The sequence below is a fragment of the Wolbachia endosymbiont (group A) of Bibio marci genome (assembly GCF_947251645.1).
GTDB lineage: Bacteria > Pseudomonadota > Alphaproteobacteria > Rickettsiales > Anaplasmataceae > Wolbachia.
The window spans coordinates 569,047-585,363 of sequence record NZ_OX366364.1 but is presented as its reverse complement, the minus strand read 5'-3'; the positions used below and the strand labels follow the sequence as shown (position 1 = coordinate 585,363).

General features: G+C 34.7%; 15 protein-coding genes. 6 read left to right on the top strand and 9 right to left on the bottom strand.

The features are described 5' to 3' along the window. Positions 1-225 precede the first annotated feature (225 nt). From mnmA to OPR48_RS03200, 3 genes are all read right to left on the bottom strand, one after another. Positions 226-1,329 carry a tRNA 2-thiouridine(34) synthase MnmA gene (mnmA, locus tag OPR48_RS03210; protein ID WP_265026547.1) on the bottom strand — a complete coding sequence of 368 codons (1,104 nt, stop codon included), beginning with the start codon at positions 1,327-1,329 and terminating at the stop codon, positions 226-228. Positions 1,330-1,574: 245 nt separating this feature from the next. After that, positions 1,575-2,651 carry a rod shape-determining protein gene (locus OPR48_RS03205; RefSeq protein ID WP_265026546.1) on the bottom strand — a complete coding sequence of 359 codons (1,077 nt, stop codon included), beginning with the start codon at positions 2,649-2,651 and terminating at the stop codon, positions 1,575-1,577. Positions 2,652-2,672: 21 nt separating this feature from the next. Next, positions 2,673-4,091: a gluzincin family metallopeptidase gene (locus OPR48_RS03200; protein WP_265026545.1), complete on the bottom strand. Its 1,419-nt coding sequence runs from the start codon at positions 4,089-4,091 to the stop codon at positions 2,673-2,675. Between the two features lie 277 nt (positions 4,092-4,368). Between OPR48_RS03200 and OPR48_RS03195 the strand changes: the two genes are divergently transcribed. The 3 genes from OPR48_RS03195 (at position 4,369) to ftsH (ending at position 8,155) form a co-directional block, all read left to right on the top strand. Next, positions 4,369-4,848, top strand: a complete 480-nt coding sequence (locus OPR48_RS03195; RefSeq protein ID WP_265026544.1) for an OmpA family protein — start codon at positions 4,369-4,371, stop codon at positions 4,846-4,848. A 169-nt stretch (positions 4,849-5,017) separates the two neighbouring features. Next, a complete protein-coding gene (tilS, locus tag OPR48_RS03190; RefSeq protein WP_265026543.1) occupies positions 5,018-6,310 on the top strand; it encodes a tRNA lysidine(34) synthetase TilS in 1,293 nt (430 codons plus the stop codon). Between the two features lie 12 nt (positions 6,311-6,322). After that, positions 6,323-8,155 (top strand): ATP-dependent zinc metalloprotease FtsH, encoded by a 1,833-nt coding sequence (gene ftsH / locus OPR48_RS03185; RefSeq protein WP_265026542.1) that lies wholly within the window; start codon positions 6,323-6,325, stop codon positions 8,153-8,155. A gap of 640 nt (positions 8,156-8,795) precedes the next feature. Here the strand turns inward: ftsH and OPR48_RS03180 are convergent. Both OPR48_RS03180 and tmk read right to left on the bottom strand, forming a co-directional pair. Continuing rightward, positions 8,796-8,948, bottom strand: coding sequence for a hypothetical protein (locus tag OPR48_RS03180; RefSeq protein ID WP_265026541.1), 153 nt, complete (start codon positions 8,946-8,948; stop codon positions 8,796-8,798). A 310-nt stretch (positions 8,949-9,258) separates the two neighbouring features. Then, positions 9,259-9,849 (bottom strand): dTMP kinase, encoded by a 591-nt coding sequence (gene tmk / locus OPR48_RS03175; RefSeq protein ID WP_265026540.1) that lies wholly within the window; start codon positions 9,847-9,849, stop codon positions 9,259-9,261. Between the two features lie 108 nt (positions 9,850-9,957). On the opposite strand from tmk, the gene OPR48_RS03170 reads away from it, so the two are divergent. Beyond that, positions 9,958-10,530, top strand: a complete 573-nt coding sequence (locus tag OPR48_RS03170; RefSeq protein ID WP_265026539.1) for a thioredoxin family protein — start codon at positions 9,958-9,960, stop codon at positions 10,528-10,530. A 5-nt stretch (positions 10,531-10,535) separates the two neighbouring features. Next, positions 10,536-12,254, top strand: coding sequence for a monovalent cation:proton antiporter-2 (CPA2) family protein (locus tag OPR48_RS03165; protein WP_265026538.1), 1,719 nt, complete (start codon positions 10,536-10,538; stop codon positions 12,252-12,254). 30 nt (positions 12,255-12,284) lie between these two features. Here the strand turns inward: OPR48_RS03165 and OPR48_RS03160 are convergent, their stop codons facing one another. From OPR48_RS03160 to OPR48_RS03145, 4 genes are read right to left on the bottom strand one after another with little or no spacing between them, the layout of a single operon-like run. After that, on the bottom strand, positions 12,285-12,902 hold the full coding sequence (locus OPR48_RS03160) for an SURF1 family protein (protein WP_265026537.1): 618 nt from the start codon (positions 12,900-12,902) through the stop codon (positions 12,285-12,287). 1 nt (position 12,903) lies between these two features. Continuing rightward, complete coding sequence (gene bfr / locus OPR48_RS03155; RefSeq protein WP_155969303.1) at positions 12,904-13,380, bottom strand: bacterioferritin; 477 nt, start codon at positions 13,378-13,380, stop codon at positions 12,904-12,906. A gap of 59 nt (positions 13,381-13,439) precedes the next feature. Further along, complete coding sequence (locus OPR48_RS03150; RefSeq protein ID WP_265026536.1) at positions 13,440-13,925, bottom strand: RDD family protein; 486 nt, start codon at positions 13,923-13,925, stop codon at positions 13,440-13,442. Next, positions 13,925-14,563, bottom strand: a complete 639-nt coding sequence (locus OPR48_RS03145; RefSeq protein WP_265026535.1) for an HAD family hydrolase — start codon at positions 14,561-14,563, stop codon at positions 13,925-13,927. Before OPR48_RS03145 ends, OPR48_RS03150 begins: the two co-directional genes overlap by 1 nt. 166 nt (positions 14,564-14,729) lie before the next feature. On the opposite strand from OPR48_RS03145, the gene OPR48_RS03140 reads away from it, so the two are divergent. Further along, positions 14,730-16,001 carry a hypothetical protein gene (locus OPR48_RS03140; RefSeq protein ID WP_265026534.1) on the top strand — a complete coding sequence of 424 codons (1,272 nt, stop codon included), beginning with the start codon at positions 14,730-14,732 and terminating at the stop codon, positions 15,999-16,001. The last annotated feature ends 316 nt before the right edge of the window (positions 16,002-16,317 follow it).

Genomic DNA, 16,317 nt, shown 5'->3' with positions numbered 1-16,317 from the left:
TTTTACATCTAAATAGCTAACAAAATTCGGCCTTTTATAGATGAGTAACCCTTTAGGAATTATCTTCTTGAATTCTATGATATTATTTTTTGTAACATTGTTATACATATCATGATAAGGGGGCTGGCAAAGCTTGTCAAGGAAGTTTTTTCGTTTCTATTCCCAATGTTATACGGTTATGCAAGAAGTCTATTGTATGTTTACACTCTGCATTAAAGCTTTTAGTTAAGAGCATATCCATCCGCCGCCAATTACTTGCTCATCTTTATACGCTACACAGGCTTGACCTGGACTGACGCCAAAGTAATCGTCGTTTAAAATGACACAGGCTTTATTTTTTTCGTCAGTTGAATGTATTGTTGCTAAACTTCCAGCATGTGATGATCTCAGCTTCACAGTTACTTCCATACCTTCCTTTGGTTGTTCTAACCAATTTAACTCTTTGATCAATATTTTTTTTTGCATTAATGCGTTGATCGGACCTACTATAACCTCATTATTTTCTGTATTAATTTTTATCACGTAAAGAGGTTCACTGTACCCAACACCTAAGCCTTTTCTTTGCCCTACTGTAAAATTTACTATGCCACTATGCTCACCTAGCACTTTTCCATTCACATCCACAATTTTTCCTTTCTGTACAGATTGTGGAGCTAATTTAGCTATTGTTTTACTATAGCTTTCGGAAACAAAGCATATATCTTGACTGTCCGGCTTTTCAGAAATTTGTAAACTGAAATATTTTGCTAATTTTCTTATATCACTTTTATAGAACCCACCTAGTGGAAATCGCAAAAGCTTTAACTGCTCCTCAGTAGTTGCAAACAAAAAATAACTTTGATCTTTACTTTTATCAATGCTTCTGCACAACTTTACCTCACCATTTTTTTCTAACCTTCTCACGTAATGTCCTGTTACGAGTACATCCGCACCAAGATTTTTTGTAACTTGCAATAGATCACGAAATTTTACCGTTTGGTTACATCTCACGCATGGTATGGGAGTTTCCCCACGCATATAGGTACTTGCAAAATCCTCTATTACTTCCTTTTTGAATATTTCCTCATAGTTTAAAATATAGTGAGGAAAGCCAACACTTTCAGCCACGCGCTTAGCGTCATAAATATCCTGTCCAGCACAACATGCACCTTTTCTTGCACCATCGGTGCCATAGAGTTGAAGAGTCACACCTATCACCTGGTACCCAAAGTTATATAGCAGTGCTGCAGCAACGGAGCTATCAACTCCCCCGGACATTGCAACAATAGCCTTGGTTTGGTGTGGAGCTTTATCTTTTAACAAAGGTTCAATTTCAAATTCTTTTAGCATGGTTATCCGAGTTTATTAAATATAGCTAGCACAGCCCTACGTCATACCGCCGCGGCGCTAACAAGTAGCGGAATGACGAGTTTTACGCTTATCAAATTGCAGGTAAATCTAATTACTCTAGCTATAGATATTGTACAGGACAATATGAAAATTGAAAGAGTTAGTGCAATTTATGCACAATTCCACAATAAGAAATATTTCTTGAGAACCTTAAAATTGAAAAATTTCAACAACCAAAATCGTGATTAATCTTGCTTAAATAAAACATGACTGAAGTAGTCCATGTTTTCAAGCACTTTTCCACTACCCAAGGCAACACAACAAAGTGGGTCATCTGCAACACGAACCGGTAATTTTGTTGTTTCACTGATAACTTTACCTAGATTACGTAATAATCCACCACCACCGGATAAAACTATTCCTCTATCGACTATATCAGAAGAAAGTTCGGGGGGAGTGCTCTCCAATGCTGTTTTAATAGCAGAAATTATCTGATGCACAGGCTCTATTAAACTTTCTGCAACTTGATATTCTGATAAAAGCATTTCTTTTGGCATGCCACTCACTAAATCCCTGCCTTTAATTATCATTCCCTCTTTGTTATTTTCACCTGGCAGACTGGCTGAACCTATGCTTTTCTTAATTTTTTCAGCAGTTGTTTCACCGATTAATAATTTATGATTTTCACGAATATACGATTTTATTGCTTCATCCATAATATCGCCACCTACTCTGGCAGAACGTGAATAAACAATTCCGCCTAAAGAAATAATTGCAACTTCAGTTGTACCGCCTCCTATATCAACAATCATAGAACCTTCAGGTTCAGTAACCGGGAGCCCAGCTCCGATCGCTGCAGCCATTGGTTCTTCAATTAAAAACACTTCATTTGCACCAGCACTTTCTGCTGCATCTTGTATAGCACGCCTTTCAACTGGCGTGGATCCAGATGGAACGCATATGATAATATTAGGTTTATTAACAGTGAATTTTGTGTTTGCACTGCGTATGAAATATTTTAGCATTTCTTCCGCATTTTTAAAATCAGCAATGACTCCATCTTTTAAGGGCCTTATCGCCTCTATCTCTTCAGGCGTTTTTCCAAGCATCATTTTAGCTTTTTTACCAAAAGCATAAGGAACGTAGCTTCCTTTTTCTTTTATTCTTGCTACAACTGAAGGCTCATCAAGCACTATTCCCTGATTTTTCTGATAAACTAAAGTGTTTGCAGTACCAAGGTCTATGGCAATATCGCTAGCAAACAAACCTTTGAAAGTAAAAAGGCTATAAAACTTTCCGGTCAATTTTCGAACAAAATTCATACATAACTCAAGAAAACCATTTTATTGAGATAAATTATACTTTTCAGATAAGTAGTAAGTAACACACTCAACGTCTAAATCCTCACCTGTTACTTTTTTTAGCAGTTCCAAAAGGCTATACTTTGCACTGTATACATTTTGAGATAACCAACTGATAAGTAAACTAAAATCTCCTTTTATTATAGCACTTAATGATTCGTAATGATTCTTTTTAACGCAAGAGAAAATCTGCACAGCAGCAATTAAAGCAATAATTTTTATAGGAAAGTAGCCCATAACACCGCTTGCCCAATATTCATCTTGAAAATAAGTGTCCAGCTCATTTTTAGCTTTTACTGGAATTTTATAATGCTTCATACCTTCAAGCCATGCATCATGCAGATCTTTGATTTCTAACGTACCATTTATTAGATCTTGTTCTAACTTGGTTCTTAGCATAATGTGAGCCAATAAACTAAATTCATCTGCGTTCTTTAAAGAAGAGGAAAGGTTTATTTCATTGAAAACCAAGTGCAAATTTTCAACACTGCTATTAGTTTTGCCTTTTATAGCAAATTTCTCTTTTATGTGTGGTTGAATGAACTCAATAAATTCTCTGGATGTTCCAATCATCCTTTCCATAAATAACCCTTGAGTTTCATACATAACATGTCTCGTAATTGGGCTACTTATAGAATTTTGCGCTAAACATTTTTGATAAATTGCATAACCACTATGCCGTAAAAGTGAAAATAAACCATAACAAAAATCAGATTCATCATAATCTATAGGGTAGTAATAAGAAGTACGAATCTCATTTAGTGCAATACCCATTTGCTGTAAACATAACGAGCCAAGTTCAATCTGCTTCTGAGTAGCAACTTTTTGTATATTAGTAACCTTATCCTTTTTCTGCTTTTCAATTATTTTATCCACATTTTCGCTAAAAAATTTGCCTACCTTGGGGAATACTTCCCTTATATTCTTTTCTGTGATATCAGAGTCATAGTCAGCAAGCAGTGAGTCGTATTTTGAGCATTTTAATTGCTGCGATTTTATAGAAGCTACTTCGCGAATGAGTGTGATTAAATCAGTAAAACGTTCTTTTAGTTTTTCTAAGTTACTGGTTTCAGAATGAGATAGCTTCCATAAATTTTGGCATTCAACCTTAGCTTTGGATAAAGACTTTGCTAAATCAATAGGAACAGCACTGTTGCTTTTATGTATTCTCTCTATTAACTTTAGCTGCTGAGTATTTGCACTTTTTTTGTTACCAAGAGCATCTGCTAATGATTCCTTTATTGCGTCATGAGAGATAATTTCATGTCTAATTTCTTCTAGAAGACTCATTTGTTCAACTTTGTCCTCTATATTTAATTGGCTTTGGTTTAGTACTTTTAGCGTATTTTCGATATTCTTTACCCTATATAATACTTCCTCTAAAAACTTATAAGATTTCATAATTTGTTCATTATTTTAGAAAACATCTATTTAATATCGTAATAGATTAATAATAAAGTTAAAAGTATATTTGCTTAAAGTACAATAAAAAATTGTACTTCTTATTCCTTTATTGGATTTTTCTACTCAGAGTCCAGCATATTATAAGAAAATTAATTGTAAGGTTGTAGAAAAAGTATTTAGTACTTTATTTCTCTTGACTATATTACAATATGGAGAGATTATTAGCTACTGAAATTAAAGTTACGCACTATTTAAAATTTATGGAGGTTTAGTAATGTGGAGTAGACTGGTTATAATGTGCTGTTTTTGTTTACTACTTACTGGTGTAAGTTCTTGCCCAAAAAAAGGAGCAAATACAACAAATAAAATGAATTCTGTTGTTAAGCAGATAGGTGATAAAAGAGTTTTCTTTGGTTATGATGAATCTAGTGTTACTGAAGTAAGTGCAGATGCATTACTTGACGTAATGGAGGTGTTACAAGATAACCCTGACGCGAAGGTTATTTTAACTGGTCATACTGACAACCGTGGTTCTCATGAATATAATCTTGCGCTAGGCGCTAAAAGGGCAGATGCAGCTAAAAAATTTATGGTTAGTTGTACACCATACATAGAAAACAGAATAAAAACTGCTTCTAAGGGTGAAACTGAGCCTTTGGTTAATGTAAAAGATGATTCTAGAAATTCTAAATATGAAAAAGAGCATGCTAAAAATCGTAGAGTGGAATTTTCATTTTCTGGAATAAAGAAATAGATTAAAACCTGGATCCCAGTGTCAAGCACTGGGGTGACATAAAGAAAGGGCACTGGGGTGGACAAAAAAGGACAAACTTGTCATATTTTGTTGCTTGTTAGCGGGATCTATATATACCACAAATAAGTCGCTGTATGACGTAGAGACTATCTGGCCATCAAGAGACATAATGGAATTAGAGTTATTATTTCAAAATATAGCTAATAGCTTTGCTTTCCATAATCAAATTGCAATTGCAGTATCAGGTGGTGTAGATAGTATAGTCTTACTGCACTTAATGAATAACTGGGCAAAAAAAAACAAGCTTTCACTTCCTATAGCATTAACAGTAAATCATGGGTTACGTTCAGAGTCTCAAAAAGAAGCTGATTTTGTTGTAAGTTATGCAAAAGAACTTGGAGCAAAGGAGTCGTTCATATTAAATTGGGAGAAGCAAAATATTAAAGGCAATATTCAGTTACAGGCACGAAAAGCACGGTATAAATTACTAGTAGAGTGGTGTAAAAACAATAATGTTAAATGTTTGCTCGTCGCTCATCACAAAGATGATCAAGCAGAAACGTTCTTATTAAGATTAGAGCGAGGTAGCGGCGTAGATGGATTATCATCAATGGACTACAAGTCTTTCCTAAATGGTATTTATATATTTAGGCCATTGTTAAATTTTAGTCGTAGTGAAATAGAAAAGTACGCTAAGCTTCATCAGTTAAAATGGATCGAAGATAGAAGCAACTATAACCTAAAATACAGGCGAATTTTATACCGTAACTTACTTAAAGCAAGTAACAATCAAGAGATTTTAACAGAGCGAATATGCCTCACAGCCCTTCATATGAAAAGAGCTGCAAAAGCGTTGATGCACTACACATGTCTTGCATTTAATGACTGTGTTAATGTTCATGATCTTGGTTATATTGAAATTAAACTAAGTGAATTTTATCAATTACCAGAGGAAATAGCCTTGAGGCTTCTTCTTTACTCTATAATGGCAATTGCCAGTAAACATTATAAACCAAGGTACAACAGTCTTATCGTAATATTTAATAAAATATTGCAAAAGGATAGTAATGTTAACTGTACACTTTCTGGGTGCAAAATAAGAAAATATGGAGAAAATATCTTAATAATTAGAGAATCGTCAAGGATACAAGAAATTACCGTAAACCTACCTTTAAATGAACCTATTGAATGGGATAGCAGATTTAGCTGCACAATACTCGGAAATCAAGAGTGTTCAGTTATTATCGCTCCATTAAAAAAAACACAAAAAGTTCCTGAATTTCTGAAGGATTACAACTGCTGCCCTGAAGTTTTCTATTCTTTGCCTGTAGTGCTAAAAGATGGAAAGGTGCTTGCTTATCCTAATGTAAATTATAACGGAAAAAATACCAATGACGATAAGGTTCAATGCATTATTGATAGCACGATAAAACAAAATTTGGTAAGCTTGATGGGTATTTAGTTAAAAATAGAAATGAAAAAATTTTTAGAAGGCTTATTGATCTGGTTAGTAATTATTGTTCTTATTTCAGTTGCTTATATTCAATTCAGCGGAAATGTAGGTAAAAGTAAAACAATTATACCTTTTTCGGAATTTTTAACTAAACTAGAAGACAATGATGTAGAAAATATTGTCATAAAAAATCAGAGCATTGAAGGCAAGTTCAGGGATGGTTCAAGTTTCAACTCAAGCGGTGTTATATATAGCGACCTAATAAAAAATTTACATGATAGAAAAGTGAGATTCTCCTTTTCAACTGGAGATTCTGCCATGAACGTAATTGGTGGATTACTTATCTCATGGGTCCCAACATTTATCTTTATTGGCTTTTTGCTATTCTTTCTTAAACAAACACAAGCGGGAGGCAACAGAACTATAAGCTTTGGCAAGTCAAGGGCTAGACTCATGACTAGTGGAAAAAAAGTAACATTTGATGATGTTGCCGGAATTGATGAAGCAAAAGAAGAGCTGGTAGAGATCGTTGATTTCCTTAAACAAAGGCAAAAATTTCAAATATTAGGTGGAAAAATACCAAAAGGGTGCCTTTTAATTGGCTCTCCTGGAACTGGTAAAACTTTACTTGCTCGTGCAATTGCAGGTGAAGCTAATGTGCCATTCTTTAGCATTTCCGGATCTGATTTTGTTGAAATGTTTGTGGGTGTTGGTGCAAGTCGTGTTCGTGATATGTTTGATCAAGGCAAGAAAAATGCTCCTTGCATAATTTTCATAGATGAAATAGATGCGGTGGGTAGACATCGTGGCATTGGTCTTGGTGGCGGCAACGACGAAAGAGAGCAAACATTAAATCAGTTATTAGTTGAGATGGATGGCTTTGAGTCTAATGAAGGTGTGATAATAATCGCTGCAACTAACCGCCCAGACGTTTTAGATCCAGCACTGCTTAGACCTGGTCGTTTTGACCGACAGGTTACTATTTCTTTACCCGATATAAATGGGCGTGAAAAGATATTAAATACGCATATAAAGAAAATATCAATGGCTCCCGATGTAAATGTGAGAACAGTTGCAAGAGGAACACCAGGCTTTTCTGGAGCTGATTTAGCAAATTTAGTGAACGAATCTGCACTTATCGCTGCAAGAAGAAACAAGAAGATTGTTACCATGGATGATTTTGAATATGCACGTGATAAAGTGATGATGGGCGTAGAAAGGCGATCTCTCATTATGACAGAAGAGGAAAAGAGACTGACTGCATACCATGAAGCTGGTCATGCGATGATTGCTGTTAATATGTCTGCTTCTGATCCTATACACAAGGCAACAATTATTCCACGCGGTAGGGCACTCGGTTTAGTTATGAGACTACCAGAAACAGATAGGGTGTCCCTCACAAGAGAAAAGATGCTAGCAGATATTACTGTTGCTATGGGTGGAAGAGTGGCAGAAGAGCTAATTTTTGGCTACGATAAAGTCACAAGCGGTGCATCTTCGGATATAAAACTAGCATCAGATTTATCACGTTCTATGGTAACAAAATGGGGAATGAGCGACAAAATAGGCCCGATCTATCACAATCGCGAACAAACCATGCATGGTTCTGACATAATTTCTGAAGATACGTTAAAACTTATAGATGAAGAAGTGAAGGAAGTTGTGTCTTCTTGCTATGAAAAAGCAAAAGAGATTTTGACCAAGCATAAGAAAGGCTTAGATCTCATTGCTGAAAATCTACTGGAGTTTGAAACTTTAACAGGAGATGAAATAAAGGACATATTAAATGGAAAAAAAATTATTAGAGAGGAAAATGAGAAGAATGAGAAAATAAAAAAATCCTCTCTCTATTAAATTTGGCCTTGTTTAACTGTTAAAATGAAAGTTTTTAGTTACAGTAATTGACCAATGGTGTCATCAGGTAGCTATCTGACCCACAGAAACGGAGCTAAAATTACTTGACACCCTTCGCCAGCCCCCTTATCATGAAACTGAAGCTATTGTATTTGCTTTCGCCAATCTGCAGATTAAAAGGTAAGGATTACTTAATGTATCGGCGTCTTATGTTCAATTTTTTGCAGTATATAGATACTGTATGTCTTTACAAAACTTCATCTACATCTAGATTTTTATCTAAATAAGCTGAACGCGCTTATAAAGCGTTACAAGACATCAAAAAATGCCAATACTCGACAGAGATAGTAAAAGACTAGCTAACTCGGGGATTCTTTGTTTTTTTTCTGCTTGGTAAATTTCTTAAACATTTGCAGCGTAAGTTAGTTGCAATTAAAAGCAGCTGAATTTCGCTTGTCAAGCGTTTAAAACATAAAAAACGCCAATATTTTAAAGCGGATAATAACCACGGGGCTTCTTTTGCCTTTTTTTCCATTTGGTAAATTTCTTAACGTTTGTAGCTAACATGAAGCTAAGTACGAACTTTGTTAAACACAACAAATGGTGTCATCCCAGTGCTTGACACTGGGATCCAGTTGAGCTATTTCAACAAAAATACTGCATTTTGAGATGAACGTTTATTCTCACCAGACTTATTTACAAGTATAACAATTAAAGTCTGGATTCCAGTGTCAAGCACTGGAATTACACCGAAGGAGCTACTGGGATGACAGGGGAAGCTGACAACCGTCATCCCGCTACGTGTTAGCGGGATCTAGAGATACCGTGACGGTATGACAAGGGAGAACAGTTGCTACGTGTTAGCGGCCGAGATACCGCGGCGGTATGACGTAGGACTGCTGTCATGCAAGTAGCTGACACTGAAATGACAAGAGAAAGAGGCTACTGGGATGACAGGAGAGGATGCTGGGATGATAGGAGAAGGGGCTACTTAGATGACAGAAGAATGGGACGACAGGAACGGAGACCCTTTCCTGACGGACTTAAATCACAATTATCAGCTGTTACAAAAAACGCCAAAAATAATTGCCTTTTAATTTAGGTTATGCAAGAAGTTTAATAATTTCACTATATACTTGATTGTTGTCTTTAGCTTCAATTTCAGTGATAACACTGCACCTAACGGGCTCTTCTATGGCTATTTCCTGAAACCCTTTTCTGACCTTATTGTAAAAATTAACATCCATTTCTTCATATTTATTCTTGTCTTTTGCTCTATTTAACCCAACTTTAACATCAATATCTAGAATGAATGTAATATCTGGATATTTAATTTTCACTAGCTTATGTAAGTCCCTTATTAGCCCTAAGTCAACTCCAAACCCATATCCTTGGTATGCAATAGTTGAATCAATAAACCGATCACAAATCACTATTTTTCCTTCTGCAAGAGCTGGTAATATTAATTTTTTCATATGTTCGCGCCTCATCGAGATAAGTAGCAAGAGTTCAGAAATAGGATCAATATTATTTGTTAACAACACTCCTCTTATCTTTTCTGCAAAATCAGTGCCACCTGGTTCTCGAGTCAATACTACGTTATTTTCGCCTTGAATTTGCTTAAAATGATTTGCAAGTAGCTTAGATTGTGTTGTTTTACCAGAGCCGTCTATTCCTTCGAAAGTTATGAACATAAGTTTTATAATTATAATACTAAAAAAGAATATGCAAACAGTATACATAGAAACCGTTTGACATTTAAATAATAAGACCGTAAATTACATATGGTATAATAATAGTCTATGGTTGCTCTGAATACTCCTAAAGTCGATTTTAGTTTTACTGCAAAAGATTTTAATCTTTTGGGAGTAGACAATAAATACTATACATTAAGTGACTGTTGTGGAAAAAATGGTCTTATTGTAATGTTTATATGCAATCACTGTCCTTACGTTCAGTCAATTATTAGCAATTTGGTAAGCGATGTTGATCAATTGAAAAAAGATTATCAGGTAAACACCATTGCAATAATGCCAAATGATGTAAATGAATATCCAGAAGATTCCTTTGAAAATATGATTAATTTTGCCAAGGAAAATAAGTTTACATTTCCATATTTAATTGATAGTACACAGAAAATAGCTAAAGAATACGGGGCTGTTTGCACTCCTGACTTTTTTGGCTTTAATTCCAATTTAAACCTTTGCTATCGTGGACGTTTTAACGACACAAAAAAAGAAAAGGTTCAAAGCTATGAAGTAGGAAGTAGTGACTTATCTCAAGCTATGAAATTTATTGCAGAAACTGGTAATTCTCCAATTGACCAAAAATCAAGTATTGGCTGCTCAATTAAATGGTCTAATTCTACAGGTTAAATATCATGCACAGTGGCTCTCAGCATTTGTTTGATATTATAATTTTACTTTCTGCTGCTGTGTTTATAGTCATAGCGTTTTGGAAAATGAATATTAGTCCAGTGCTTGGTTACTTCGTTGCAGGTGCAGTTATTGGTTCTCATGGATTTAATCTGATACACTCAGCTGAAGCAATGGATAATCTTGCAGAATTTGGTGTAGTTTTTCTATTATTCATTATAGGCCTTGAATTGACATTTGAACGCCTGATCGCTATGCGTATTCATGTATTTGGGTTCGGTTCTCTTCAAGTTATAGTTACCATGGTAGCAATATGGTGCATCGCTCTTGCTTTCGGAGTGAATACGAATATAGCGACAGTTATTGGTGGTGGGCTTGCGCTATCCTCAACAGCAATAGTGTTGCAGGTTCTGCAAGAAAAAGGTTCTCAAGCAAGTCAGGTTGGTAGGTTGTCGATAGCAGTGCTATTAATGCAAGATTTTGCAGTGGTACCATTAATAGTATTGGTACCTTTACTTGCTGGCAATTCTGAGCACAGCCTGATAAGCTCATTGGCAGGCTCATTAGTGCAAGCAGCTATTGCATTAGTGCTGATATTTATAACTGGTAGATTATTGCTTAGACCTTTATTTTCGGTTATTGCTAAAATGGAAAGTAATGAGATCTTTATATCAACAACGCTTTTAATAGTATTAGGAGCAGCATTTATTACTGAGCAATTTCATTTATCGTTGGCATTAGGTGCATTTGTCGCTGGATTGTTAGTTGCAGAAACAGAATATAGACACTCAGTGGAGCACGCAGTATTACCATTTAAAGATTTGTTTCTTGGCTTATTTTTCATGACTGTTGGTATGTCCATCAATACCGAACTTTTACTCAATAAGTTACCACTAATTACTTTATTATCGATTATCCTTATCGTTTTAAAAACATCTATCATATATATATTGTGTAGATTTTTTGGGTTTAAGAGTGCACCTGCTATACAAGCTGGGTTACTACTTTCACAAGGCGGTGAATTTGCGTTTATTTTATTTCGCTTAGCAAATGAACTAAATGTGCTACCAAGTGAAATCGCTCAAGTACTTATGATGGTAACTACAGTAACCATGGCTTTCACTCCTCTTTTATCGGGGCTTGGAGATTGGATAGCAAACTCATTTAGCACTGAGAAAACAATATTAGATGATGAAGCTGTTGAAACAGATACACAAGATCTTTATAACCATGTGATAGTTGCTGGATTTGGTAGAGTGGGATATATGGTAACAAAAATGCTTACGGCAGAGCATTTAAGTTACGTTGTTGTAGATATTCAATCGAAAATAGTCAAAGAAGGAAAAAGTGATAATTTTCCTATATATCTTGGAGATGTTACAAGATGTGAAATTTTAAAATCGGTAGGAATAGAAAGAGCTCAAGCTCTCGTGGTTTCAATAAAGAATGAAGTTACTATAAAAAAAGTTGTTTCTTTAGTTGCTGCAAATTTTCCGCATGTAAATATTGTAATACGCTTACCAGATCTGAGTAATGTGGAGGTTTATAGAGATCTAGGAGCTAGTAAAATTATTCCTGAAACATCTGAGATAGGATTGCAGCTAGGTGGAGCTGCACTGAGCCTCAGTGGTATTAGCGAAAGTGGAGTTACGTCTTTAAAAAGTAGATTCAGAAAAGGCAATTACAGTATGTTAAAAGACCTTGGTAGTGATAAAGATGAATAACTACTTTTCTAATTTTATGTACAGAAAGCTTCAAGCTTTATTGAGGTTTTGCCTATAGTAAATTACGCACATAATCAACCAAGTTAAGGAAAGTGCAAACCAAGTGATTGCATATTCCAAATGCTTCATTGGCTGTATAGCTACTTTGCTGCCAAAATTGTTCAGCCACAATACACACTTCTCTAGCTTAATACCTAACTCATTGGAAATTTCCTCTGTGCTCAGGGTAAACCATGTATTCGAAGCAGTATCGTTTTTGATGAACCAATTTTTGCTTTTATTGCTATCGCAATATAAAGTTCCATCTGCAACTACTTTTTCAATTTTTACTTTTTTCTCCTTTTTTTCTCTGACTATTCCTTTATTCACCAACATGTAACGTCCAGTGGTGAGCAACATAGGAGACAGCACGTGATAGCCGTGTTGCCCTGCAAAAACATATAGTTCTATGTCACTTAGAATCCCATCGATCTTGACATGCCTATAGTTAAATTTTTCAAGGTCGTTATTGGGCAATAGATGAACAACTGGAAGACTCATACTTTTAATAATATTATTCTTCCAGTTCAATCTGAATACTTGCCATAATCCTAATAAAAAAAGAAGCAAGCAAGGTATAATTAAAATAAATACTGTTTTTTTTAACACTCTATATTTGTGTTCTTAAATAGTTTTCAACACCCATTAGTTCAATAAGGTCAATCTGTTTCTCAATCCAATGGAAGTGCTCTTCTTCATTTTTTAACATCTCTTCTAATAACATTACACTAACAAAATCTTTTTCTTTCTCAGCGATAGAAATCGTTTCTTTGATATCCTTAATACCTTTTCCCTCTAATTTCAAATTAGCTTCTAAGATTTTCCGTATTGTGTCTTTTGTAAACTTTCCATCATGCTTTGATATTTCGTTTGTATCCTGAAAATTTGGAACTCCTTTGAATAACAAAATTCTTTCTGCCAACTTGTTTGCATGTTCAAGTTCTTCGTTAAGCTCATTTTTTACCTTTTCTGCAAGTCTATTAATTCCATTGTTTTTGAGAACCGCAAAATGCAAAAGATACTGACGTACAGAAGTCAGCTCATTGGTCAATAATTTGTTCAAATGTTTTACTATCTCTTCATTCATAATCTTCCCTTAGTTCAATTTATCAGCATAATTTATATGATAACGATGATTATAGCAACTCATTTAATAGTTCCTTTGATAACAACCGTATTAAATAGCATGTCGTGGTATGTCTGTTTCTTTTTAGAAAAACAAGCAACTAGATACCAGCAGAGAGTGAGCAGCACTATCATTACTTTCAATGCACTCAAGACATTCACTAATACCTCCTGATCTTGCAAAAATTCAGTAAGGACAACTACTACACTGTTTAACAAAGGAAGAAAAAACTGGGAAGTGCTTCTGTCAAACGCTAAATTCAAGTCTATTTTAGAATTATCTAAATTGATAGTACATATATTCATTAACCGTTGACCTGGAGTTGCTTGGGCCTTTGAAGATATAAAATATGTGAAGTAACTACAATTTACACACATGTATGATAGATGTAAGATCAACGAAGAATCCTCTAATAGCAGTATAATTAATAAAGTTGGAATTAATAAAATTGCTACATCTATTAAATATGCGCAAAAGCGCCTTTTTATGCTGGCAATCTCTGTCATTACCTATCTTCCAAATATTTTATTATGAAATCTGTAAGCTTATCAAAATGTTGAAAACATAACAAATCTTCATAACCGCTTATTGATTGACCGTATATAATAGGTAAACAATTGGCATTTTGTGCACACAGAACATCTGTGATGCTATCACCAACGAAAAACACATTTTCTCTATTTATAGGCAACGTACTCTCTTCTAGTGCGAATAGCAGTGGGATTGCAGATGGTTTATCTTCTGCAGTATCGCATGACCCAACTACTCTTTCAAAGTAAGAATCTAGTTTAAAATAGGTAACTTCTTCACGTAAATTAGTATTTTTCTTATTACTTACTATTGCTAGATAAATATTGTAGCTTTTCAGTGTCTGCAACATTTCCTCTACTCCTTGATTCAGAGCAATGTTTTGCAATAGTGCATCATCTAAATATTGTTGATATATCTGATTTGCTTTTTTCCACTGATCGCCAAATAAATTGACCATATAGCTCTTTCTCGACTCATGGGAATTTCTATCAGCAGCTTTATTACTATACCCCATTGAGTTTATGGTATGTTTAATAGCATTAAAAATGTTATCTTGAGTGTCAACTAAGGTATTATCCCAATCGAATACTACTGCTAACGGGCTGTTTTTCATTTCTATATTGTTATATATTTTAAGTTAATAAGTAAATAGCATTTTAATAAAAAAAATATAAAGAGGACGCTCTTGATAAACATTCTTTACCACAAATTATGTTAACTGTTTTTTATATAATTAGTTAATATACTGGTTATATGATATATTTTAATAGGTAATAGGTATGGCTCAGACATCTAAAGAAAGTGTTGAAAAAAAGTTTAAAGATGTTTTTGAACGTTCTCCAGGTGCTTTTCCAGAAGGTACCTCATTAGAAGAGAAGGTTAATTATATCGCAAAAGGAACAGAGGCTCTAAAAGCTGTGAACAGTAAGGAGCTTGAGAACAAAATGAAAAACGTTGCAGAATTGAATCAGAAATTTGAAAGTCAAAAAGGACGTGCAGATGAAAAAGTACGTCAAGATTTTGAAAGAATTGCTGAGCTTGACCAACAATATAAAGGGAAGGGCATCTTCACAAGTGAAAAAGTTGCAGAATTAAAAAATGACAAAAAATTTCAAGAAGCAGCTAACACTCTTAGAGAAACTACAACAGAAGGTAAAAGTGTTGAACAGAGTGGACAAAAAAAGACTTCTGAGGCTTCTGTACAAACAGATACACAGCCATCAAGAGTTGAAGGGTTACGTAATCCAGAATTTCAAGAAGCAGCTAACACTCTTAGAGAAACTACAGCAAAAGATAAAAGCATTGAACAGAGTGGACAAAAAAAGACTACTGAAGCTTCTGTGCAAACAGATACACAGCCATCAAAGCACGATTCACAAACCGTTAGTCCTTCAGTGAGCAAGAGTTCTGTAAAAGAGAAGCTCAACAATAAAAAGCCTGAACAGAACAAAAAAGATAACATGCCTCAACCACAAGAAAATCAAAAAGAAGAAGGGTTTTTGAGTCTTCTGAAGCGCTTTGTTAAGAAAATGTTAGAAAAACTTTTGGGTGAGGATGAAAAGAGTGTGGAGAATACTCATGACATGAGAGAAGCGGCTCAAAAAAATACATCAAATAATGAAATGCAACAAAAAAGTATGGATCAGAGCTCTTTCATAAATATAAATGGAAAAGAGTTCAATTTAGAACCGGAAAAGGCTTTTAATTATCAGGATAAAGCTCTCAACATTAATATTACATACAATAGTCCTGAGACAAAGCAAAATCTGCAGCAAGATACAACTTCTCCCAATATTGCTAATGCGGTTAACTTAAATATTAATGGTAAGGAATATAGTGTCCAACCTGGTGAGTCTTTCAATCATAAAAGTCCCGGCTTAGAAATTAGCGTGGTGAATGGTCATCAACAAAGTAAAAACTTTGACAAGATTTTAGATCAAGATCGGAGCATAAGTGAAGGTTTAAAGCAAGCAACACAACTTGAAAACCCAATGATAACGCCTATTCATACTCCTAAAGTGAATGAAGTAAACACAGGTCGTGAAAGGTGATCCGCTTTCAAGCTTCATTAGTTTAAAAAAGTATTTAATTATACAATAATCCCAGTCGTCTAAGTGAGGAAAGTCACCTCTCCCCACTAGACTTCAAAACCGGACTTGTGGTAGAGTGGGCAGCCAGCGAGTTACTTGTTAAGTACTTTTCCAACAGCCCCTCTCCGAACCTTACTATTACCCATAAATCTATAAATGGTGAAAAAGCTGCTATTTTACTAATTCAACTTTCTACTATAAATAGATCTGACCTTACCCAGAAAAAGTAGAGAGAAAGTTAAGACGTTTTTGGAGTAAAATAAAACGTTTTTTCAAA